21 protein-coding genes are annotated in these 19,565 nt (G+C 62.0%); 9 read left to right on the forward strand and 12 right to left on the reverse strand.

Translation table 11 applies throughout. The features are described 5' to 3' along the window. Nucleotides 1-371: 371 nt before the first annotated feature. Both GE543_RS26760 and GE543_RS26765 read left to right on the forward strand, forming a co-directional pair. Nucleotides 372-1,205: an ion transporter gene (locus GE543_RS26760; protein WP_003417779.1), complete on the forward strand. Its 834-nt coding sequence runs from the start codon at nucleotides 372-374 to the stop codon at nucleotides 1,203-1,205. Nucleotides 1,206-1,308: 103 nt separating this feature from the next. Further along, nucleotides 1,309-2,307 (forward strand): sulfate ABC transporter substrate-binding protein, encoded by a 999-nt coding sequence (locus GE543_RS26765; RefSeq protein WP_003412272.1) that lies wholly within the window; start codon nucleotides 1,309-1,311, stop codon nucleotides 2,305-2,307. Nucleotides 2,308-2,365: 58 nt separating this feature from the next. Here the strand turns inward: GE543_RS26765 and GE543_RS26770 are convergent, their stop codons facing one another. The 10 genes from GE543_RS26770 to ccmA all read right to left on the reverse strand — a co-directional run bounded on the left by GE543_RS26770 (nucleotide 2,366) and on the right by ccmA (nucleotide 9,915). Then, the gene (locus GE543_RS26770; protein ID WP_003316888.1) at nucleotides 2,366-2,773 is read right to left on the reverse strand and encodes a lipoprotein; all 408 of its coding nucleotides are present in this window, start codon (nucleotides 2,771-2,773) and stop codon (nucleotides 2,366-2,368) included. 170 nt (nucleotides 2,774-2,943) lie between these two features. Then, nucleotides 2,944-4,137 (reverse strand): c-type cytochrome biogenesis protein CcmI, encoded by a 1,194-nt coding sequence (gene ccmI, locus GE543_RS26775; protein WP_153222747.1) that lies wholly within the window; start codon nucleotides 4,135-4,137, stop codon nucleotides 2,944-2,946. Continuing rightward, nucleotides 4,134-4,604, reverse strand: a complete 471-nt coding sequence (locus GE543_RS26780) for a cytochrome c-type biogenesis protein (RefSeq protein WP_153222748.1) — start codon at nucleotides 4,602-4,604, stop codon at nucleotides 4,134-4,136. Before GE543_RS26780 ends, ccmI begins: the two co-directional genes overlap by 4 nt. Continuing rightward, nucleotides 4,601-5,137 carry a DsbE family thiol:disulfide interchange protein gene (locus GE543_RS26785; RefSeq protein WP_003412294.1) on the reverse strand — a complete coding sequence of 179 codons (537 nt, stop codon included), beginning with the start codon at nucleotides 5,135-5,137 and terminating at the stop codon, nucleotides 4,601-4,603. The genes GE543_RS26780 and GE543_RS26785 overlap by 4 nt, the downstream gene beginning before the upstream one ends. Further along, the gene (locus tag GE543_RS26790; RefSeq protein ID WP_153222749.1) at nucleotides 5,134-7,107 is read right to left on the reverse strand and encodes a heme lyase CcmF/NrfE family subunit; all 1,974 of its coding nucleotides are present in this window, start codon (nucleotides 7,105-7,107) and stop codon (nucleotides 5,134-5,136) included. The genes GE543_RS26785 and GE543_RS26790 overlap by 4 nt, the downstream gene beginning before the upstream one ends. A gap of 3 nt (nucleotides 7,108-7,110) precedes the next feature. Further along, nucleotides 7,111-7,578 (reverse strand): cytochrome c maturation protein CcmE, encoded by a 468-nt coding sequence (gene ccmE / locus GE543_RS26795; RefSeq protein ID WP_004417065.1) that lies wholly within the window; start codon nucleotides 7,576-7,578, stop codon nucleotides 7,111-7,113. Further along, nucleotides 7,575-7,751: a heme exporter protein CcmD gene (gene ccmD, locus GE543_RS26800; protein WP_003422211.1), complete on the reverse strand. Its 177-nt coding sequence runs from the start codon at nucleotides 7,749-7,751 to the stop codon at nucleotides 7,575-7,577. The genes ccmE and ccmD overlap by 4 nt, the downstream gene beginning before the upstream one ends. Continuing rightward, complete coding sequence (locus tag GE543_RS26805; protein WP_153222751.1) at nucleotides 7,748-8,551, reverse strand: heme ABC transporter permease; 804 nt, start codon at nucleotides 8,549-8,551, stop codon at nucleotides 7,748-7,750. Before GE543_RS26805 ends, ccmD begins: the two co-directional genes overlap by 4 nt. Nucleotides 8,552-8,605: 54 nt before the next feature. Beyond that, complete coding sequence (ccmB, locus tag GE543_RS26810) at nucleotides 8,606-9,277, reverse strand: heme exporter protein CcmB (protein WP_153222752.1); 672 nt, start codon at nucleotides 9,275-9,277, stop codon at nucleotides 8,606-8,608. Further along, a complete protein-coding gene (ccmA, locus tag GE543_RS26815) occupies nucleotides 9,274-9,915 on the reverse strand; it encodes a cytochrome c biogenesis heme-transporting ATPase CcmA (protein WP_153222753.1) in 642 nt (213 codons plus the stop codon). The genes ccmB and ccmA overlap by 4 nt, the downstream gene beginning before the upstream one ends. Before the next feature lie 189 nt (nucleotides 9,916-10,104). On the opposite strand from ccmA, the gene GE543_RS26820 reads away from it, so the two are divergent. Then, nucleotides 10,105-11,733 (forward strand): flagellar hook-length control protein FliK, encoded by a 1,629-nt coding sequence (locus GE543_RS26820; protein ID WP_153222754.1) that lies wholly within the window; start codon nucleotides 10,105-10,107, stop codon nucleotides 11,731-11,733. Beyond that, nucleotides 11,733-12,056, forward strand: coding sequence for an EscU/YscU/HrcU family type III secretion system export apparatus switch protein (locus tag GE543_RS26825; RefSeq protein WP_003412308.1), 324 nt, complete (start codon nucleotides 11,733-11,735; stop codon nucleotides 12,054-12,056). The genes GE543_RS26820 and GE543_RS26825 overlap by 1 nt, the downstream gene beginning before the upstream one ends. Before the next feature lie 21 nt (nucleotides 12,057-12,077). On the opposite strand, the gene recR is transcribed toward GE543_RS26825, so the two are convergent. Both recR and GE543_RS26835 read right to left on the reverse strand, forming a co-directional pair. After that, nucleotides 12,078-12,680, reverse strand: a complete 603-nt coding sequence (gene recR / locus GE543_RS26830) for a recombination mediator RecR (RefSeq protein ID WP_003316874.1) — start codon at nucleotides 12,678-12,680, stop codon at nucleotides 12,078-12,080. 110 nt (nucleotides 12,681-12,790) lie between these two features. Further along, nucleotides 12,791-13,675 (reverse strand): LysR family transcriptional regulator, encoded by an 885-nt coding sequence (locus GE543_RS26835; protein WP_003391417.1) that lies wholly within the window; start codon nucleotides 13,673-13,675, stop codon nucleotides 12,791-12,793. 96 nt (nucleotides 13,676-13,771) lie between these two features. Here GE543_RS26835 and GE543_RS26840 point away from each other — a divergent pair, with 96 nt between their 5' ends. The 5 genes from GE543_RS26840 (at nucleotide 13,772) to GE543_RS26860 (ending at nucleotide 19,035) form a co-directional block, all read left to right on the forward strand. Then, nucleotides 13,772-14,908, forward strand: a complete 1,137-nt coding sequence (locus tag GE543_RS26840; protein ID WP_153222755.1) for a DSD1 family PLP-dependent enzyme — start codon at nucleotides 13,772-13,774, stop codon at nucleotides 14,906-14,908. Further along, complete coding sequence (locus GE543_RS26845) at nucleotides 14,898-15,296, forward strand: RidA family protein (RefSeq protein WP_153222756.1); 399 nt, start codon at nucleotides 14,898-14,900, stop codon at nucleotides 15,294-15,296. Before GE543_RS26840 ends, GE543_RS26845 begins: the two co-directional genes overlap by 11 nt. A 13-nt stretch (nucleotides 15,297-15,309) precedes the next feature. Continuing rightward, complete coding sequence (locus GE543_RS26850; protein WP_153222757.1) at nucleotides 15,310-16,494, forward strand: FAD-binding oxidoreductase; 1,185 nt, start codon at nucleotides 15,310-15,312, stop codon at nucleotides 16,492-16,494. A 38-nt stretch (nucleotides 16,495-16,532) separates the two neighbouring features. Next, on the forward strand, nucleotides 16,533-17,390 hold the full coding sequence (locus GE543_RS26855; protein WP_153222758.1) for a GNAT family N-acetyltransferase: 858 nt from the start codon (nucleotides 16,533-16,535) through the stop codon (nucleotides 17,388-17,390). Between the two features lie 184 nt (nucleotides 17,391-17,574). Beyond that, nucleotides 17,575-19,035, forward strand: a complete 1,461-nt coding sequence (locus GE543_RS26860; protein WP_153222759.1) for an aldehyde dehydrogenase family protein — start codon at nucleotides 17,575-17,577, stop codon at nucleotides 19,033-19,035. Nucleotides 19,036-19,565: the final 530 nt, after the last annotated feature.

Consider the following 19,565-nt stretch of genomic DNA (forward strand, 5'->3'; position numbering starts at 1 on the left):
CACCCCCGGATCAGCGCCAGGACTCAGCCGTCACGGACTTCGCCCTCTGCGTCGTCAGTGCCATCGTGATCGAAAAGCACTGCGTTGGCAGCGGTTGCGGGCAACGCATGAGGTTGTGTCGCATTAGAGTCACATACTGACTATCGTGCCGACGCTCCGCGTCGGCATGCAGTTCGTGACGCTCTGCGTCACACAGCGGTTTTTTGATGTCAGGTAGATTGGGGGTCGGCTCAGGTCACCTTTACAGCGGCTATAACGCCCTCTTCGCGAGCAAGCGAAGCGTCGCCCGGCTCGTTCCCGCAGGTGTTGTGTGCTTGCACTCAACCACCCAATGCTCCTAGGCTCACCCGATCTTTGATTCGGGAACCACCATGGACAGCTCTCTCAGCCGCCGCGAACGGCTGCATATTGTTATTTTCGAGGCCAACACGCCTGCCGGGCGGATGTTTGACAAGGCGGTGCTGGTCGCGATTCTGCTCAGTCTGCTGGTCACTATCATCGACAGCATCGAGAGTATTCATCGTGATTACGCGATGCTCTTCGCGTGGATCGAATGGGGCTTCACGCTGATGTTTGCCATCGAATACATGCTGCGCCTGTATTGCTCGCCACGGCCTCTGAAGTACGCATTCAGTTTCTACGGGCTGGTGGACCTGCTGGCGATCGTGCCGGGCGTGCTGTCTATCTATTACAGCGATGCGCAATACCTGCTGATCGTGCGGATCATCCGTATGCTGCGGATTTTCAGGGTGCTCAAGCTCGGCACCTACCTGCGGCAAGCCAATTACCTGCTGGCGGCGCTGCGTGGCAGCAAGCAGAAGATCATCGTGTTTCTGGTCACGGTGTCTACGCTGGTCACCGTGTTCGGCACGCTGATGTATGTGATCGAAGGTCCGGAGCATGGTTTCACCAGCATTCCCAAAGGCATTTACTGGGCTATCGTGACCCTGACGACGGTGGGCTTTGGCGACATCGTGCCCAAGACCCCGCTCGGCCAGATGCTCTCCTCGCTGGTGATGATTACCGGTTACTCGATCATCGCCGTGCCCACCGGGATATTCACCGCCGAGCTGGCCAACGCCATGCGCGGCGAGCAGTTGAAACACGACTGTCCGGTGTGCTCGAAAAACCTTCACGAGCATGGCGCGGCGTTCTGCTCACGCTGCGGCAATCAATTGTTTAAAAAAACAGAGCACAAGGCATAAGCAAAGATCTTTTCGGTCTTTAAACCGCAGGCGCGATGCTGATAGTGTCGCGGCATTACGCCATCAGGCTTGTCACACGACTCTTCATCTCAAGGACCCTGCAGTGAATAAACTCTTCGCCGCCTCGCTACTGGCCGCCGGTCTGGCTTTTGCCAGCGCTGCCCAGGCAGCTCCAACGCTGCTCAACGTCTCCTATGACGTGATGCGTGATTTCTACAAGGACTACAACAGCGCCTTCCAGAAACACTGGAAAGCCGAGAAGAATGAAGAGGTGACCGTGCAGATGTCCTTCGGCGGGTCGAGCAAGCAGGCGCGTTCGGTCATCGACGGGCTGCCGGCTGACGTGATCACCATGAACATGGCCACTGACATCAATGCCCTGGCCGACAATGGCAAGCTGGTGCCGGAAGACTGGGTCAGCCGCCTGCCGAACAACAGCGCGCCATTCACTTCGGCCACGGTGTTCATTGTGCGCAAGGGCAATCCGAAGGCCCTCAAGGACTGGCCGGACCTGATCAAGGATGGCGTTGAAGTCATCGTGCCCAACCCGAAAACCTCGGGCAACGGCCGCTACACCTACCTCTCGGCATGGGGTTACACCCTGAAAAAAGGCGGCGATGAAGCGGCGGCGAAGAAATTCGTCGGTGATCTGTTCAGACATGTGCCAGTGCTTGATACCGGCGGGCGTGGTGCGACTACAACGTTCATGACCAACCAGATCGGCGACGTGCTGGTCACCTTCGAGAACGAAGCGGAAATGATCGCCCGCGAATTCGGTCGCGATCAATTCGAAGTGGTTTACCCCTCCGTGTCGGCAGAAGCCGAGCCACCGGTGAGTGTGGTCGACAAGGTCGTGGACAGGAAAGGCTCCCGCCCCCTGGCTGAGGAATACCTGAAATACCTGTGGTCACCGGAAGGCCAGGAAATCGCGGCCAAAAACTACCTGCGCCCGCGTGACCCGCAGGTGCTGGCCAAGTACACCGATCGCTTCCCGAAAGTAGACTTCCTCTCGGTGGAGAAAACCTTCGGCGACTGGCGCACGGTGCAGAAGACCCACTTCATCGACGGCGGTGTGTTCGACCAGATCTATCCGGGCAAATAATCCGCTCAGGCCATGCAAAACGGCGACCTTCGAGGTCGCCGTTTTTATTGAGCCTGGATCATTTACTGAACTGTTTGCCCAGCCCTGCCGGCACGCCACTGACATCAGTCGCCTGCCACGGACCGTTGGGGCTGGTTGCCCAACTCCAGCCGTCATTCCACTGATAATAAGTGCGCTGGCGATAGAACGTGTTGGGCTGATCGTCCATCACGTACACGCCAAGGCGCGGGTCCCAGTGGCTGCCGCCGCCCGGTGGCGGCGCGAAGCTGGCCGAGGACTTCGGCGCGGCGGCAGGCGCCTTGGCAGGCTCCGAAGGCGCGCTACTCGGACGCGGCGCGCCTGGCTGCTGGCCACCCGGCAGGTTGAGGATAGGATCCTGGCTATGTGGCGGTGCCGGATGCTGGACAGCACAGGCACTCAGGCCAACAACCAGACCCAACAAGGTGATGCGTGCGGTACGGTACATAAGCGAATTCTCTAGGTTCTGTACGAAAAGTCGGCGAGCGAAGGTCAGGCAAGGCAAAAACAGGCGAGGAAGCGGAGTTTACGTGTTGTAAATGAGCATTCCGATTGGACTCGCATCCGAGCCTGTTTTTAACGCAGCATCACCGAGCGCAGCCACTTTACGTACAGAGCCTAGTTATCCGGACTGTCAATGATCAATGCCTGCTGAACCCCGGAATCACTGGCCAGTGGCTGACTGCGGCCGACCCACTCACCGGTGGTTGGCTGCCCTGCGCGAGACACTCGCGCAACCAGTTGGACTTGCGCGAAGTTCGACAGGTTCAGTTGCGGCATCATCGCGTCGGCATCGCTCAGTTCCACCTCGGCAGGCAAGTCCGCCACGGTAATGCGTTTGACCGCCAAAGGTGCCGCCGGGCCATTGATGGCGCGGGCGAAGACGAACACGCTGTCGTTCGGGCTTACCTTGCCTTGAAGTGCCGCAGCCAGCTCGACATGAATTTTTATCGACTTCACCTTAACTGCCGGCGCCGCGTCTGCCGCGCGTTTGGCGAGGTTATCTCTGGCGCGGGCAATGCCGCCTTCCAGTGCCGACCGCGATGCGTCATCTGCGGGCAGTGCTGCGAGCAACCGGGTCCAGTAATCCACCGCCGCCTGATAGCGCTGTGTTTCGAACGCGGCAATCCCAAGCAGACCAAGGCTGGTGACTTCCTTGGGGTCAGCCTGCAGCGCTTCGTCGGTCAGCGCCTGCACCTGGGGTGTGAAGTGCTTGTCGCTGGCGAAATACAGCGCCTGAGCCCACTGCCCGAGCAACTCGGGCTGCCTTCCGGCCAGCGCCACCGAGCGCTCGAACATCTGCGCGGCATCACCCGGGCGGTTCTGCGCCATATAGCTGCGCGCCAGAAAATACAGGTTTTCGGCTGAATCCGGTTGAGCCTGCACGCTGCGCTCCAGACGCTGGGTCATGTCTGCCAGTGAGGTCGGTGGTCGAGCGAATTCGCGACTCAATTCAACCCGGTCACTGGCACCCAGCTGGAGATAGGCCGCCAGCCCCAACACAGGCACCAGCAGCGCAGCCAGCACCAGCAAGGGCTTGCCCAGACGCGATGTGCGGGCAGGCTCGGCGCCTTCGGTGTCGGCAAGCAGCTCACGCGCTGCTTCGGCACGTGCAGCCTGCAATTGCGCCACCGACAGCACGCCCTGCTCGTGCTGAACCTGCAACTCGCTCAACCGCTCCTGATACAAGGCCACGTTCAGAGCTGTGCGGTCTTCTTCCCGTTGCGCGCGATGGCCGCGCAGCAGCGGAATCAGCAAAAAGCTCAGCGCGACTACCAACAACAGCCCGGTTGCCATCCAGAAGTCGATCATCGGCGGTGCTCATCCAGCAAGGTGGCGAGACGCTGCTTCTCATCTTCGGAAAGCCCGTCGGCGTGAGCGGATTGTGCCTTGCGGCGGCGGCCAACGATAAGGCCGATCACCACAAACCCGCCAACCAGCAGGCCGGCCGGCCCGAACCACAGCAGCCAGGTGCGTGCATTGAGGCTCGGCTTGTAGCGAACGAAATCGCCATAGCGATCGACCATGAAATCGATGATCTGTTGATTGCTCTGCCCTTCGCCCAGCATGCGGTAGATTTCCTTGCGCAAATCAGCGGCAATCGGCGCATTGGAGTCGGCAATGTCCTGGTTCTGGCATTTCGGGCAGCGCAGCTCTCGGGTCAGTTCGCTGTAGCGCGCGCGCTCGGCATCGTCGCGAAAGGTATAAGCGTCGATGGCCGCGTGGGCGATGCCGGAACACAGCACACTGAGCAGGACGATCATCAGGCAGCGCTTCATGGCCGCGCCTCATCGACCAGTTGCTGATAACGCGCGGCAAGCTTTTCGCGCCACACTGCGTCGTCGATGACCCCGACGTGCTTGTAACGAATGACGCCCTGAGCATCGATCAGGAAGGTTTCCGGCGCACCGTACACCCCCAGGTTGAGGCCCAGAGAACCGTCCTGGTCACGAATATTCAGCTGATAAGGATCATGGAATTCCTTGAGCCACTTCAGCGCGTCCGCGTTGACGTCCTTGTAATTCACGCCGTAGATCAGCACGCCCTGCTGCGCCAGCCGGGTCAGCACCGGATGCTCCACCCGGCAGGCCACGCACCAGGTGCCCCAGACGTTGACCAGCGCAGGTTTGCCGAGCAGATCGGCACGGCTCAACATCCGCTCGCCTTGCACCGCCGGCAGCGAGAATGCCGGAAAAGGCTTGCCGATCAGTGCCGAGGGCAGCTCGGCGGGGTCCAGATACAAACCGCGATACAAAAACGCCGTCACGCCCAGAAACAGCACCAATGGCAGCACCATGACCCAGCGCTTCATTGTGCAGCTCCCGACAGACCCAATGCCTCGCGCACCTTGTTCTTTACCCGGGTGCGATAACGCCGGTCCAGCGCCGCCAGCACACCGCCCAGGCCGGTCAGCAGGCCGCCAAGCCAGATCCAGCGCACGAACGGTTTGACATGAACCCGAACGGCCCACGCGCCATCGCCCAGCGGTTCACCCAGGGCGACATACAGGTCCCGGCTGAAACCGGCATCAATGCCCGCTTCGGTCATCACCGACTGCTGCACGGTGTAGAGGCGCTTCTCCGGGTGCAGTTCGGTCAGTTGAACGCCGTTGCGCAACACGCGAACAGTGCCGCGATCCGAGGTGAAGTTAGGCCCTTCATAATGCCGGGCGCCCTCGAAGACAAAGGTATACCCACCCAGTTCGGTGGACTCGCCGGGGGCCATGCGCAAATCGCGCTCGGCGCTGTTCTGGCTCGACAGCACCACCCCCAGCGCGCACACGACAATGCCAAGGTGCGCCAGCTGCATGCCCCAATAGCTGCGGGTCAGACCGCGTGCGCCGCTGAGCAGACCCTTGTGGCGGGTCTTGTCGAGCAGGTCGCGAACCCCGGCCAGCAGCACCCAGGCGGCGAGCATCAGGGTCGCCAGCACAGCCCACTGGAAATCGCCCAGCAGCAGACCGGCCAGCACTGCCAGAACGACGCTGCCGACCAGTACCGGGGCCAGCATGCCGAGCAGCCATTTCAGCGGCGTGTCCTTCCAGCGCACCAGTACGCCGACCGCCATCACCACCAGCAGCAAGCCCATCAATGGCACGAACAGCGTATTGAAGTACGGCGGGCCGACCGACATCTTGGCGCCGCTCATGGCATCGATCACCAGCGGATAAAGGGTGCCCAGCAGAATCATCGACGCAGCAACCACCAGCAACAGGTTATTGCCCAGCAGCAGGGTTTCCCGCGACCACAAGCCGAATCCGACCTGGCTTTTGACCACCGGTGCGCGAATCGCGAACAGGGTCAGCGAGCCGCCCACCACGACCAGCAAAAACATCAGGATGAACACACCGCGCGCCGGGTCCGAGGCAAAGGCGTGCACGGAGGTCAGCACCCCGGAGCGGACCAGGAAGGTGCCCAGCAGGCTCAGAGAAAACGCAGCAATGGCCAGCAATACCGTCCAGCTCTTGAACACGCCACGTTTTTCCGTGACCGCCAGCGAGTGAATCAGTGCAGTGCCCACCAGCCAGGGCATGAACGAGGCGTTTTCCACCGGGTCCCAGAACCACCAGCCGCCCCAGCCCAGCTCGTAATACGCCCACCACGAGCCCAGGCTGATGCCGATGCTGAGAAAAGCCCAGGCCACCAGGGTCCATGGACGAGACCAGCGCGCCCAGGCAGCGTCGAGTCGACCGCCGAGCAAGGCCGCGATGGCGAACGCAAAGGCCACGGAGAAGCCGACATAGCCCATGTACAGCATCGGCGGATGCACGATGAGGCCAATATCCTGCAACAACGGGTTCAGATCACGTCCATTCGCGGGCATCTGCGGCAACAGACGCGCGAACGGGTTGGAGGTCAGGATCAGAAACGACAGAAAACCCAGGCTGATCATGCCCATCACGGCGAGGACCCGCGCCAGCATCACCTGGGGCAGTTGCCGGGAAAACACCGACACGGCGAAGGTCCAGCCACCGAGAATCAAGGCCCAGAGCAACAACGAACCCTCATGCGCGCCCCACACGGCACTGAACTTGTAGTACCAGGGCAGCGCGGTGTTGGAGTTCTGCGCAACGTAGGCGACGGAGAAGTCGTCGACCATGAACGCGTAGGTCAGACAACCGAAGGCGAAGATCAGAAAGCTGAACTGGCCCCAGGCTGCCGGACGGGCCAGGCTCATCCACAAGCGATCGCCGCGCCATGCGCCGATCAGCGGAATGATGGCCTGCACCAGCGCAAAGCCGAGAGCCAGAATCATGGCCAGATGGCCGAGTTCGGGAATCATCGATCAACCCTGTTTTACGGGTGTGGGAGACGCAGCCGGTGCCGCCTGACCGCTGTCACGCAAGGCCTTGGTGACCTCGGGGGGCATGTATTTCTCGTCATGCTTGGCCAGTACTTCATCGGCCACCACTACGCCCTGTGCATTGAGTTTGCCCAGCGCCACGATGCCCTGCCCTTCACGAAACAGATCGGGAAGAATGCCCCGATAAGTGATGGTTACCGACTTGTTGAAATCGGTGACCACAAAACGCACGTCCAGCGAATCGGCCGAACGCTGTAATGAGCCCTTCTCGACCATGCCGCCAGCCCGAATCCGCGTATCCAGGGGTGCCTCGCCATTGGCGATCTGGCTGGGGGTGTAGAACAGGTTGATGTTTTCCTGCAAGGCGCTGAGGGCCAGGGTCACGGCCAGACCGACACCGGCCAGCAGCGCGACAATGATCAACAAGCGTTTTTTGCGCAGCGGGTTCACGGGCGATTCTCCCGCTTCAGGCGGCGTGCCTGCTGTTTCAGAAACCGCTGCCGCGCCCATAGCGGCAACGCCACGTTGACCAGCAGCACCACAAGGCACAAACCGTAGGCCGACCAGACAAATACGCCGTGGCGGCCCATGGCAAGAAAATCGCTGAACGATGCAAAACTCAAAGCGTGTGCTCCGACTGCGCTGCTGTGTGCCCCAGGCTGCGCAGAATCTCGGCCTTGACCCACTGCGTGCGCGCTTCGCGACGCAGCACTTCAAGACGCATGCGCATCATCAACAGCACGCCGAACAAGCAGTAGAAACCCAGCGTGGTAAACAGCAGCGGCAGCCACATTTCAGCCGGCATGGCGGGTTTTTCCGTGAGGCTGAACGTCGACCCTTGGTGCAGGGTGTTCCACCACTCGACCGAATACTTGATGATCGGAATGTTCACCACACCGACGATCGCCAGCACCGCGCAGGCCTTGGCGGCGCTGTCGCGGTTACTGATGGCATTGCCCAGCGCGATCAGGCCGAAATACAGGAACAGCAGAATCAGCATCGAGGTCAGTCGCGCGTCCCAGACCCACCATGCTCCCCAGGTGGGCTTGCCCCAGATCGCGCCGGTCGCCAGCGCCAGCGCGGTCATCCACGCGCCAATCGGTGCAGCGCAGTGCAGTGCGACATCGGCCAGCTTGATTCTCCAGACCAGCCCGACCACCCCGCACACGGCCAGCATGACGTAACAGGACTGGGCGAGCATCGCGGCGGGTACGTGGATATAAATGATCCGGAAGCTGTTGCCCTGCTGGTAATCCGGCGGCGCGAACGCCAGGCCCCAGACCATACCGATGACCAGTAACAGCACAGCGGCAACACTCAGCCAGGGCAGCAGGCGTGCGCTGACGCGGTAAAACCCTTTCGGCGAGCCGAGCGTGTGCAGCCAGGCCCAACCGATGCTGCTTTTCATGGCGTTGCTTTTCATCAGGGTGCATCCAGGGTGTTGACCGGCATCGAAGTCTCGATCCCGGAACCTCAATTATTCGCCGATGCTGATTTTCAGGCCAGCGGCTATCGCAAAGGGTGTCAGGGTGATCGCCAGCGCCGCCAGGCTGCCCAGCCACAGCAGATAGCCGGTCGCCGGCATGCCCTGCAGCGCGGCCTGCAACGCGCCACTGCCCAGAATCAGCACCGGGATGTACAGCGGCAGAATCAACAATGCCAGCAGCAGGCCGCCACGCTTCAAACCTACGGTCAACGCCGCACCCAACGCGCCCAGCAGGCTGAGCACCGGGGTGCCCAGCAGCAGCGAAACCATCAACACCGGCAGGCACTGCACCGGCAGACCGAGCATCAAGGCCAGCAAAGGTGACAACAGTACCAGTGCCAGCCCGGAAAAAACCCAGTGTGCCAGCACTTTGATCAGCACCAGAAGGGCCAGCGGGTGCGGCGAAAGGACCCACTGTTCCAGCGAGCCGTCCTCGAAATCACTGCGCAACAGCCCGTCCAGCGACAGCAGCACGGCCAGCAGTGCCGCCACCCAGACCAGCCCCGGCGACAAGGTTTGCAACAATTGCGTCTGCGGCCCCAGCGCCAGCGGGAACAGGGCGACCACGATCGCGAAGAACACCAGCGGGTTGACCAGCTCTGCCGGACGCCTCGCCAGCAGCCGCACCTCACGGAACATCAGCAGAACAAACACATTGCTCATGCTGACCACTGCCCCAGGTCGAGGTCCCGATAGCCCGCAGGCACCCGGCTCAGGCTGTGGTGGGTGGTCATGACAATCATGCCGCCGTGTTCACAGTGCCAGGCGAGGTGGTTTTCCAGTTGCTCGATGCCTTGGCGGTCGAGCGCGGTAAACGGCTCGTCGAGCAGCCATAGTGGCGGGCCCGGCAGATACAGACGTGCCAGCGCGACGCGACGCTGCTGCCCGGCCGACAAAGTGTGACAGGGCACGTCTTCGAAACCTGCCAGACCGACCGCATCTAGGGCGGTGGCTATGGCGTCAGCATCGGCTGGCTGGTGCAGCGCGCTGAGCCAGGACAGGTTTTCCAGCGGCGTCAGCACATCCTTGAGCGCTGGCGCATGACCGATCCACAACAGCTTGCTGCCCGGTGCCGCGGGCCCACGACCCACTGGCTGCGCGTCGAGCACTACCTGCCCGGCCGTTGGCTGCATCAACCCGCACAGCAGGCGCAGCAGGCTGGTCTTGCCGCAGCCGTTGGGACCGCTGATCTGCAGCATGTCGCCTGTGCGCAGGTGAAGATCGAGGTTTTCGAACAGCATCCGTCCGTCCCGCTCACACGCCAGAGCCGTCGCTTGCAAAAATGGGGTGGCTGCGATCATCGGGCGTTTCCAGTGCTTTGCGTCGCGAAATGTGCCAAAACAGACACATACGGAGTAAAACGCGGTTCAAGTCGGGGTTGATACGGCCGTTACATGAAGAGAAGTTAATGGCGGCTGGTCCGGTTTCGGCCGGTATTATACATGCGAGTCCTGTTATCAAAGGGGCAATTTCCTCGGGTCGATAGTTCAATGACAGGCGACATCACCAGCGTTCCGGCAACAAACGCCACCCTGACACTGTTGCGCGCCGGCATCTCACCCGCGCAAGTGCTGACCATGCTGCAATCGGCGGAAAATCTGATCCCCGAAGGCGAAACCGCTAACGCCGAAGTGCTGACCCTCAAGCAGGTCAACCAGAACTTCCAGTTGCTGTTGCGGCTGGTGCTCGCCAACGGCAGCCTGACCAATTTACCGGTCACCAGCAGCGTCCCGTTCACGCCCGGCAGCCTGCTGCAAGTGGCGCAGGCGTCGGCCAACGAGCTGACCTTGACACTGCAGCAGCTCAACGGCGCGCTGAAAAACTCGATGACCAGCATCGATACCCAACAATTACCGGTCGGCACGCTGCTGCAGGGCAAAGTCATGACCAGCCAGGTGATCGCTCAGGCAGTCAATCAACTGGCCGGCCAGAACCCGGCCGCTGCGACGCCCACCTACCGCTCCATCGTGATGCTGCTCAACACGGCGCTGGCGGGTTCCAGCCTGACCATCGAGAGCCCGCAGCCGCTGACGGTTGGCAGCCTCCTGAGCGCTCAGGTACAAGGCAATCAGGCACTCAACTTCGTGGCCCTGCCCGGTCGCTTCGACCAACTGGCCTTGGCGCAGCAACTGTCCGCACAGCAAAATCGCCAAGGCTCGCTGGACACCCTGATCAACGCCCTGCAAAACCTGCAGTCCGGCAGCCCGACCAGTCCCGGCCCGGCCATCAGCGCCCCGCTGCAGGCCAGTATCAACCAGTTGCTCGCTGACCTGCCCGACGTCGAGCAGATGACCACCCCCAAGGGCGTGGCCCAGGCGCTGAACGCCAGCGGCGTGTTTCTGGAAGCCAGACTGCTGGCCGGATTGAACCCGGCGCAGCAGCTACCGGACATGAAAGCCAACCTGATGCGTCTGATCGCCCAGATCCTTCCCGGCCTGCCGGACAACATGTCTTACGGCGCAGCGGCGGCGTCCAACACCCTGGCGCGCACGATGCCCAATGCAATCCGCAATGCGCTGGGCACCCTGGGCCTGGTCGCGGCACGCACTCAGCCAAGCATTTTTCCGCTGCCATCGCGCACGGTCAGCGGTGGCGAGAAGGAGGATGATCTGGAAATCCTCCTCAAGCTCGCTGCGGCTGCCGTCTCACGCCTGCAAAGCCATCAACTGGGCGGGCTCGAGCAGACCCGCACCAACGCCGACGGCACCCAGGTAACCACCTGGCAGCTGGAAGTGCCGATGCGCAACGCCCACGACATCGTGCCCTTGCAGGTCAAGGTGCAGCGTGAAGACACGCCCGATCAGGAAGCGGCCGAAGACCGTGATGATATCGAGATCAAGGACACCCGGGAAAAGCTCTGGAAAGTCGACCTGGCGTTCGATCTCGAGCCGTTGGGGCCCTTGCAGGTGCATGCGCAGTTACTGCGCGGCACGCTGTCCAGCCAGCTGTGGGCCGAGCGCCCCGACAGCGCGGCATTGATCGAACATGAGCTGGGGTATCTGCGCGAACGGCTGATAGCCTGCGGCCTGGCAGTGGGCGAACTGGCCTGCAGTCACGGCGCACCACCAAGCGGTCCGCGTACCGCGCTCGAACAACGCTGGATCGACGAGAACGCCTGATGAGCCTACCCGACCACACTCCGCGCCAGGCTATCGCCCTCAGCTATGACGGCCAGCACGCCCCGACGCTCAGCGCCAAGGGCGATGACCAGTTGGCCGAGGCGATTCTGGCCATTGCCCGCGAATACGAAGTGCCCATCTACGAGAACGCTGAACTGGTCAAGCTGTTGGCACGCATGGAACTGGGCGACAGTATTCCCGAGCCGCTGTACCGCACGATTGCCGAAATCATCGCGTTCGCCTGGCACCTGAAAGGCAAGTTTCCGGCTGGTCAGGACCCGAACGCGCCACCTGTCGAGCGCGATATTACGCCGCGCTACTGACTGCAGAAGCGCTGGCCGGTATCACATTGCAATCGGCTTGCGCCCTGCAAACGAGTGCGCCAGCGTGCCACCGTCGACCAGGTCCAGCTCGCCACCCAACGGAACGCCGTGGGCAATGCGCGATGCGACCAGGCCCTTGTCATGCAGCAACTGGGCGATGTAATGCGCCGTCGCTTCGCCTTCCACGGTCGGATTGGTCGCGAGGATTACCTCGGTGAAAGTGCCCTGCTGGCTGACGCGTTCCATTAACTGCGGAATGCCGATGGCCTCCGGTCCCAGGCCGTCGAGCGGCGACAGGTGGCCCTTGAGCACGAAGTAACGGCCGCGGTAGCCGGTCTGCTCCACCGCATAGACATCCGTCGGGCCTTCGACCACGCACAGCAGCGTGTCATCACGACGCGGGTCTGCGCATTGCGGGCAGAGTTCCTCTTCGGTCAGCGTGCGGCACGAGCGGCAGTGACCCACGCCGTCCATCGCCTGCCCCAATGCCTGCGCCAGCCGCGAACCGCCGCTGCGGTCGCGCTCCAGCAACTGCAACGCCATGCGCTGAGCGGTTTTCTGACCGACGCCCGGCAGCACGCGGAAGGCATCGATCAACTGGCGAATCAGGGGGCTGAAGCTCATGGAGAAAAATCCGACAAAAACACAAGACGCGGTTTATACCCGCGCGTTGCCGTGAGCGTCAATTAAGGTGTTCAACCCAGCGACCAACAGCGTGTCGGTGCTTTGCCGAATCAGGCTTTCAGGGCTGTCTCGAGAAACTCGGTCAACGCCTGTACCCGTGCGCTGCGATGCTTGCGTACAGGCACCAGCAGGTTGATCGGCGCACTGGCCAGTTGCCAATCGGCAAGCACCCGCACCAGCCTGCCGCTGGCAATGGCGTCGCTGACGTCCCATTGCGAGCGCAACACGATGCCCAGCCCCTGCTCGGCCCAGCGCCGGGCGACCGAGCCGTCGTTGCTGAGCAGCGCGGGCTCGATGCGCAGGGTCTTTTTGGTCTGGCCCTTGCTCAGGTGCCAGAGGGTGACGTCTTCATCGTTTTCGCGAATGCAGATGCAGCGATGGCCAGCCAGTTGATCGGGCGTCGAGGGCACACCATGCTGCTCGATATACGCCGGGCTGGCGCACAGCCAGCGATGATTCTGTGCCAACGGCCTGGCGATCCACTGGCTGTCATTGAGGCTGCCGATGTGTATCACCGCATCGCTGTCGTGACGGTCCGGCCAGGGTGTTTCGCGCAGGTCCAGCTGCAGACACAACTGCGGATGCAGCCTGGCGAAGCGCGCCAGCAGCGGCGCAATGCGCTGGCGTCCATAACCGAACGGCGCAGCCAGACGCAATGTGCCCACCAGCCGTTCATCACGCTGCCTGAAAGACTCCGGGAGTGCCTCCAGTTGCTCAAGCAACTGTGCGCTTTCGCGGGCGAAACGCTCACCATCAGCGGTCAGACTCAGGCGTCTGGCGTCGCGACTGGCCAAGGTGATGCCCAGTTGCGTCTCCAGTTTGCGCAAACGCATCGACAACGCCGGCGGCGAGACATTGAGGATTCTGGCGGCAGCACTGAGCGATTCGCAGCGCGACAGAGTCACGGCCAGACGCAGGTCTTCGATAGCAATCATTCACTTCAGCTTAAGGATTGATGATCATGCATTGAACCACAGCTTCATCATCGCTGCGTAGAGTGGCTCCCGTACCCAGCCACACGAGCGCTTTCCATGTCAGCCTCCCTGTCTTCTCTCGTTACGCCTGTCGCGCTGCTCGATGTGTCGCGCATGCAGCACAATATCCAGCGTATGCAACAACGCATGAACGAGCTGGGCGTGCGTTTGCGCCCGCACGTCAAGACCAGCAAATGCCTGCCGGTCATACAGGCGCAGATTGCAGCGGGTGCCAGTGGTGTCACGGTGTCGACGCTGAAGGAGGCTGAGCATTGCTTTGCCGAGGGCATCGACGACGTGTTCTATGCCGTCGCCATTGCACCCGGCAAGCTGGAGCAGGCACTCAGACTGCGGCGCAAGGGCTGCCGCCTGAGCATCCTGACCGACAGCGTGGCAGCTGCCCGAGCGATTGTGGTTTTCGGCCAGGCGCATGACGAACGTTTCGACGTCTGGATTGAAATCGATTGCGACGGTCACCGTTCCGGCCTGACCGTCGACGACGCCTCGCTCGTCGAGGTCGCGCGCACGCTGGTCGACGGTGGCATGCAACTGCGCGGGGTAATGACCCACGCCGGGTCCAGCTATGACCTCGACACCCCTGAAGCGCTGCAGGCCCTCGCCGAACAAGAACGCAGGCTCTGCGTCAGCGCCGCCCAGCGGATTCGTCAGGCAGGACTGCCCTGTGCGGACGTCAGCATCGGTTCGACGCCGACGGCACTGTCGGCGCAGAGCCTGCACGGCGTGACCGAAGTTCGCGCCGGGGTGTATGTGTTCTTCGATCTGGTGATGCACAACATTGGCGTATGCCAGGCAGATGAGCTGGCTCTGAGCGTATTGACCACGGTCATCGGCCATCAGCAGGACAAGGGCTGGATCATCGTTGATGCGGGCTGGATGGCCATGAGCCGCGATCGCGGCACTCAGCGTCAGCGCAAGGATTTCGGCTACGGCCAGGTGTGCAGCGACACTGGCGAGTGGATCGACGGTGCACGGGTCACCGGTGCCAATCAGGAGCACGGCATCATCACGCTTGCTGCGGGCAGCGAGACCGACATCAGCGAGCGTTTTCCCATCGGCAGCCGACTGCGCATTCTGCCCAACCACGCCTGTGCCACCGGCGCGCAATTCCCGGACTACCACGCCTGCGACAGCGAAGGCGCAATCCATACCTGGAGTCGCCTGCATGGCTGGTGAGATAAAACCGATCAGTACGTCCCTGGCCGCAGCACCCGGTGGGCATTATTCGCAGGCGATGCTGTATCAAGGCACGCTGCATGTTTCCGGGCAACTGCCGGTGCGCGCCGATGGCAGTCACAGCGTCGGCGAGCCGTTCGAGGTCCAGGCTGCGGTCGCGCTGGACAATCTGCTGGCCATCCTTGGCGCGGCGGGATGCAATACGGATGACCTCCTGAAAGTGACCATTTATATCGCCGGCGTCCAGCACTGGCCTGCCTTCGACCGCCTCTACGCGGGCTATCTGGGCGAGCATCGCCCTGCGCGCGCGGTGGTGCCGGTCCCGGAATTGCACCACGGCTACCTGATCGAGATCGAAGCGCTGGCGCGTTGTAGCCAATCAACATGACCGGGAGCCCCTCATGACCCCACAAAAAAGCGATGTCCTGATTATCGGCGGCGGCTTCATGGGCGCGTCCTCCGCGTTTTTTCTGCGCCAGCACGGCCGTTCGGTCACCCTGCTGGAGCGCGACCAGATCGGCCAATACGCCAGCGGCGTGAATTTCGGCAACGTGCGCCGTCAGGGACGGTTTCTCGGCCAGCTGGAACTGTCCAATCGCTCCTGGGCCCTGTGGAAGCGCCTGCCGGAGCTGATCGGCGAAGACCTGGAATTCATTCCCAGCGGGCATATGCGCGTGTGCTATCGCGAGGACGAAATCGCCGAACTGGAGGCCTATGCCGCCGCCCCGGAAGCCCGCGAGCTGGACTTGCAGATCCTTTCCGGCAAGGCGCTGCACGACCGTTTTCCGTTTCTCGGTGCGCAAGTCAAAGGCGGTTCCTATGCGCCCCATGACGGGCACGCCAACCCAAGGCTGGCAGCCCCCGCGTTCGCCCGTGCGGCGATTCGTGCAGGTGCAAGAATCGAAGAACGCACTGAAGTGACCGAGGTGCAGAAGGTCGGCGGCGAGTTTCAGGTCACCACCGCCGATGGACAGCTATTCGTCGCCGAACAGTTGCTCATCACTGCCGGTGCCTGGGGCGCCAGGCTCGCCGAGCAGTTCGGCGAGTCTGTCCCTCTTGAGCCCAACGGACCGCAGATGTCGGTGACAGAACCGATACCTTACGCGCTGCCGACGGTGATCGGGGTGTTTACCAAGATCAAGGAAGAAGTGATCTATTTCCGGCAGATCCCGCGCGGCAACATCATCATCGGAGGCGGCAATCGCAATAAACCGGACATGCTCAACCGCCGCGCCTACTTCAAGCCGGAGAGCCTGATCAACCAGATGAAACAGATGAAACGCCTCCTGCCGGGCGCAGAAAAGCTGAACATCATCCGCGTCTGGAGCGGCATCGAGAGTTACACGCCGGACTCGCTGCCGATCATGGGCCGCAGCGGCAAAGTCGACGGCCTGTTCTACGCATTTGGCTTCTGCGGCCACGGTTTTCAGCTTGGTCCCGGCGTCGGTGACGTCATGGCCGAGCTGATCAGCACCGGCAGCACGCGCACGCTGATCAGCCCGTTCGATATTCGCCGCTTCACCGATCCGACCGCCATCGAAATGCCGCTCATGTCCAGCCTGATGAGTAATGGAAAGCTGGTATGAGCCCAACCACTCACCCACCCCATCGCAACGGAGGCGCCATGCCTGCAACCTCAGACGCTCACTACCAGTATCGCACGGTGACTGCGGCGGATATCCCGGCAGCCCATGCCCTTTCAGTGAGCCTAAAATGGCCACACCGCGAACAGGACTGGGCGATGGTGCAACGGACTTCCGAGGGCTTTGTCGCCGAGCACGATGGCCAACTGGTTGGCGTGGCGTTTACCTGCCATCAGGGTGACTGGTCCTCGATCGGGCTGGTGATCGTCCGCGATGATCATCAGGGCAAAGGCATCGGTCGCCACTTGATGAAGCTGTGTCTCGACGCAACAGCACCGCGCACGCCGATCCTCAACGCTACGGAACTGGGCGCGCCGCTTTACCAGAGCCTGGGTTTCGTTGATTTCGCACGCATCCAGCAGCATCAGGGCGTTGCCGACCTGTCAGGGCTGGCGCCAGCGAAAGACGACCTGCCGATTCGTACGCTGGGCGCGACCGACCACGCAGAACTGATCCGCCTGGCCAACGCGGGCAGCGGCCTGGATCGCACTGCCGTGTTGACTGATCTGTTGCACGATGCAGAACAGGCGGTCGGCATTGAACACGCAGGCCAGTTGCAAGGCATCGCCCTGCTGCGCCGTTTCGGACGCGGTCATATCATCGGTCCGGTGGTTGCCGGTGATGTAAATCAGGCACAACGATTGATTGAACACCTGCTGCAACAGATACCCGGCCTGTTCGTGCGCTTCGACATTCTGGCTGACTGCGGGCTGGCGGCGTGGCTCGAAAGCCTGGGTCTGCCGTGTGTCGACAGGGCACCGCGCATGGTGCTCGGGACGCCGCCCGCCTCCAACCCGGATGTGCAGCAATTCACGCTGGTGACTCAGGCGATCGGCTGATAACAGCGCGGATAAACGGCCGAAACAGGTCCGCCATGTTAGCGGGTTGCATACAGCAGATTATTCTTTGCAACCCGGCAGATCGGCGCTTTTTATCCAGACTGCTTTGTTAGCTTATGGGTATCGAACGGCCTGACCGTAAAGGGCCTGGCCTTGACCACTATTGCTCCAGGGAGCCCGCTGGATGATCTCACAGTCCTTGAACAGCCCTCACGTTGATCCGGACACCGCGCTGAAACTGTATATCGATGGTGGTTGGTCCGCCCCGCTCGACCCGGTCAGTATCGCGGTGATCAACCCTGCGACCGAAGAGGTGGTGGCGCATGTCGCCAGTGGCTCGGCCGCCGATGTCGACCGTGCGGTTGCGGCAGCGCGGGCAGCCTTTGCCGGCTGGTCCGGCACCTCGCCACACGCCCGGGCCCAGGTCATCGGCCGGATCCATGAGCTCATTATCGAGCGCAAGGAGCAACTGGCGCAGGCGATCTCGCTGGAGATGGGCGCATCCATCAGTTCGGCGCGGGCCATGCAGGTGCCGCTTGCCGCAGAACACGTGCGTGTCGCACGTGACCTGCTGGCGACCTACCGCTTCCACACCGTCGAAGGCGGCACGGCGATCGAACGCGAGCCCATCGGTGTGTGCGGGCTGATCACGCCTTGGAACTGGCCGCTGTATCAAATCACCGCCAAAGTCGCCCCGGCCATAGCGGCCGGCTGCACGGTGGTGCTCAAACCCAGCGAACTGTCGCCCCTGAGCGCCCTGCTGTTCGCGCAACTGGTGCATGACGCCGGTCTGCCGCCGGGGGTGTTCAATCTGGTCAATGGCAGCGGCCCCGAGGTTGGTGGCGCGATGGCGACCCACCCTGATATCGACATGATCTCGATCACCGGCTCCAACCGGGCAGGCGCATTGGTGGCGCAAGCCGCCGCGCCGACGGTTAAACGAGTGACTCAGGAACTGGGCGGCAAATCACCGAATATCCTGCTGCCCGACGCCGAGTTCGCCAAAGCCGTGCCGCCCGGCGTGATGGCCGCGTTCCGCAATGTGGGTCAGTCGTGCAGCGCACCGACGCGAATGATCGTGCCCAGGAACCGACTGGCAGAAGTTGAAGCGCTGGCTGCCGAAACGGCCGCGGCAATCGTTGTGGGTGACCCGCAGTTGGAGCAGACGGTATTGGGCCCTATCGCCAACGAGGCGCAGTTTCATCGTGTCCAGGCGATGATCGATGCCGGGCTGAGCGAAGGCGCGAAGCTTATCTGCGGCGGGCCGGGACGGGTGCAGGGCCATGAGCGAGGCTTTTATACCCGGCCAACGGTGTTTTCCGATGTGGACTCGTCGATGCGTATCGCCCGGGAAGAGATTTTTGGCCCGGTGCTGTGCCTGATTGCCTACGATACGGTCGAGGAGGCTATCGCAATTGCCAACGATACGGTCTATGGCCTGGGTGCGCATGTCCAGGGGCAAAACCTCGAGCAGGCACGCGCGGTGGCTTCGCGCATTCGTGCCGGGCAGGTGCACCTGAACTACCCCGCCTGGAACCCGATGGCCCCGTTTGGCGGCTACAAGCGCTCGGGCAACGGTCGCGAGTACGGCGTGCAGGGGTTTGAAGAGTATCTGGAGACCAAGGCTATTGTGGGGTTTGGCTGAGTGGGGTTTGTGCTGCGCGCTAATTTGGAATGTAGTTGACTATCGTTCCCACGCTCCGCGTGGTAATGCCTTTCGTGACGCTCCGCGTCACACAGCGGTTCTGCGATATCAGGTGGATTGAGGTTCAACTCAGGTCACCTTTTCGCCCCTCGGCGAGTCACTTTGAAGGGGCCAAAGTGACCAAAGCCCCTGGCTCCGTTTCCGGCCCGGCTTCGTCGGGTTCTGCGTCGTCAGTGCCACAGTGGTCGAAAAGCGCTTTTGCGGCAGTGGCTGCGGTTAGGGCATGAGATTGTTTGATTATCGTGCCGACGCTCCGCGTCGGCATGCAGTTCGTGACGCTCTGCGTCACACAGCGGTTCTGCGATATCAGGTGGATTAGAGTTCGACTCAAGTCACCTTTTCGCCCCTCGGCGACCTACATTGATGGGGCCAAAGTAGGCAAAGCCCGCAGCTCCGTTTCCGGCCCGACTTCGTCGGGTTCCTTCGCCCAGTCACTGATCCGGGGGGCGCCGCAACCTGCCAGGCTACCC

Origin of the sequence: Pseudomonas sp. SZ57 (assembly GCF_009495975.1) — a bacterium.
GTDB lineage: Bacteria > Pseudomonadota > Gammaproteobacteria > Pseudomonadales > Pseudomonadaceae > Aquipseudomonas > Aquipseudomonas syringae.

What these genes read in the sequence shown, in the direction of transcription:
- GE543_RS26760 (WP_003417779.1), top strand. Translation starts at nt 372, where the DNA reads ATGGACAGCTCTCTCAGCCGCCGCGAACGGCTGCATATTGTTATTTTC.
- GE543_RS26770 (WP_003316888.1), bottom strand. Translation starts at nt 2,773, where the DNA reads ATGTACCGTACCGCACGCATCACCTTGTTGGGTCTGGTTGTTGGCCTG.
- ccmI (WP_153222747.1), bottom strand. Translation starts at nt 4,137, where the DNA reads ATGATCGACTTCTGGATGGCAACCGGGCTGTTGTTGGTAGTCGCGCTG.
- GE543_RS26780 (WP_153222748.1), bottom strand. Translation starts at nt 4,604, where the DNA reads ATGAAGCGCTGCCTGATGATCGTCCTGCTCAGTGTGCTGTGTTCCGGC.
- GE543_RS26785 (WP_003412294.1), bottom strand. Translation starts at nt 5,137, where the DNA reads ATGAAGCGCTGGGTCATGGTGCTGCCATTGGTGCTGTTTCTGGGCGTG.
- GE543_RS26790 (WP_153222749.1), bottom strand. Translation starts at nt 7,107, where the DNA reads ATGATTCCCGAACTCGGCCATCTGGCCATGATTCTGGCTCTCGGCTTT.
- GE543_RS26805 (WP_153222751.1), bottom strand. Translation starts at nt 8,551, where the DNA reads ATGAAAAGCAACGCCATGAAAAGCAGCATCGGTTGGGCCTGGCTGCAC.
- ccmB (WP_153222752.1), bottom strand. Translation starts at nt 9,277, where the DNA reads ATGAGCAATGTGTTTGTTCTGCTGATGTTCCGTGAGGTGCGGCTGCTG.
- ccmA (WP_153222753.1), bottom strand. Translation starts at nt 9,915, where the DNA reads ATGATCGCAGCCACCCCATTTTTGCAAGCGACGGCTCTGGCGTGTGAG.
- GE543_RS26820 (WP_153222754.1), top strand. Translation starts at nt 10,105, where the DNA reads ATGACAGGCGACATCACCAGCGTTCCGGCAACAAACGCCACCCTGACA.
- GE543_RS26825 (WP_003412308.1), top strand. Translation starts at nt 11,733, where the DNA reads ATGAGCCTACCCGACCACACTCCGCGCCAGGCTATCGCCCTCAGCTAT.
- recR (WP_003316874.1), bottom strand. Translation starts at nt 12,680, where the DNA reads ATGAGCTTCAGCCCCCTGATTCGCCAGTTGATCGATGCCTTCCGCGTG.
- GE543_RS26835 (WP_003391417.1), bottom strand. Translation starts at nt 13,675, where the DNA reads ATGATTGCTATCGAAGACCTGCGTCTGGCCGTGACTCTGTCGCGCTGC.
- GE543_RS26840 (WP_153222755.1), top strand. Translation starts at nt 13,772, where the DNA reads ATGTCAGCCTCCCTGTCTTCTCTCGTTACGCCTGTCGCGCTGCTCGAT.
- GE543_RS26845 (WP_153222756.1), top strand. Translation starts at nt 14,898, where the DNA reads ATGGCTGGTGAGATAAAACCGATCAGTACGTCCCTGGCCGCAGCACCC.
- GE543_RS26850 (WP_153222757.1), top strand. Translation starts at nt 15,310, where the DNA reads ATGACCCCACAAAAAAGCGATGTCCTGATTATCGGCGGCGGCTTCATG.
- GE543_RS26855 (WP_153222758.1), top strand. Translation starts at nt 16,533, where the DNA reads ATGCCTGCAACCTCAGACGCTCACTACCAGTATCGCACGGTGACTGCG.
- GE543_RS26860 (WP_153222759.1), top strand. Translation starts at nt 17,575, where the DNA reads ATGATCTCACAGTCCTTGAACAGCCCTCACGTTGATCCGGACACCGCG.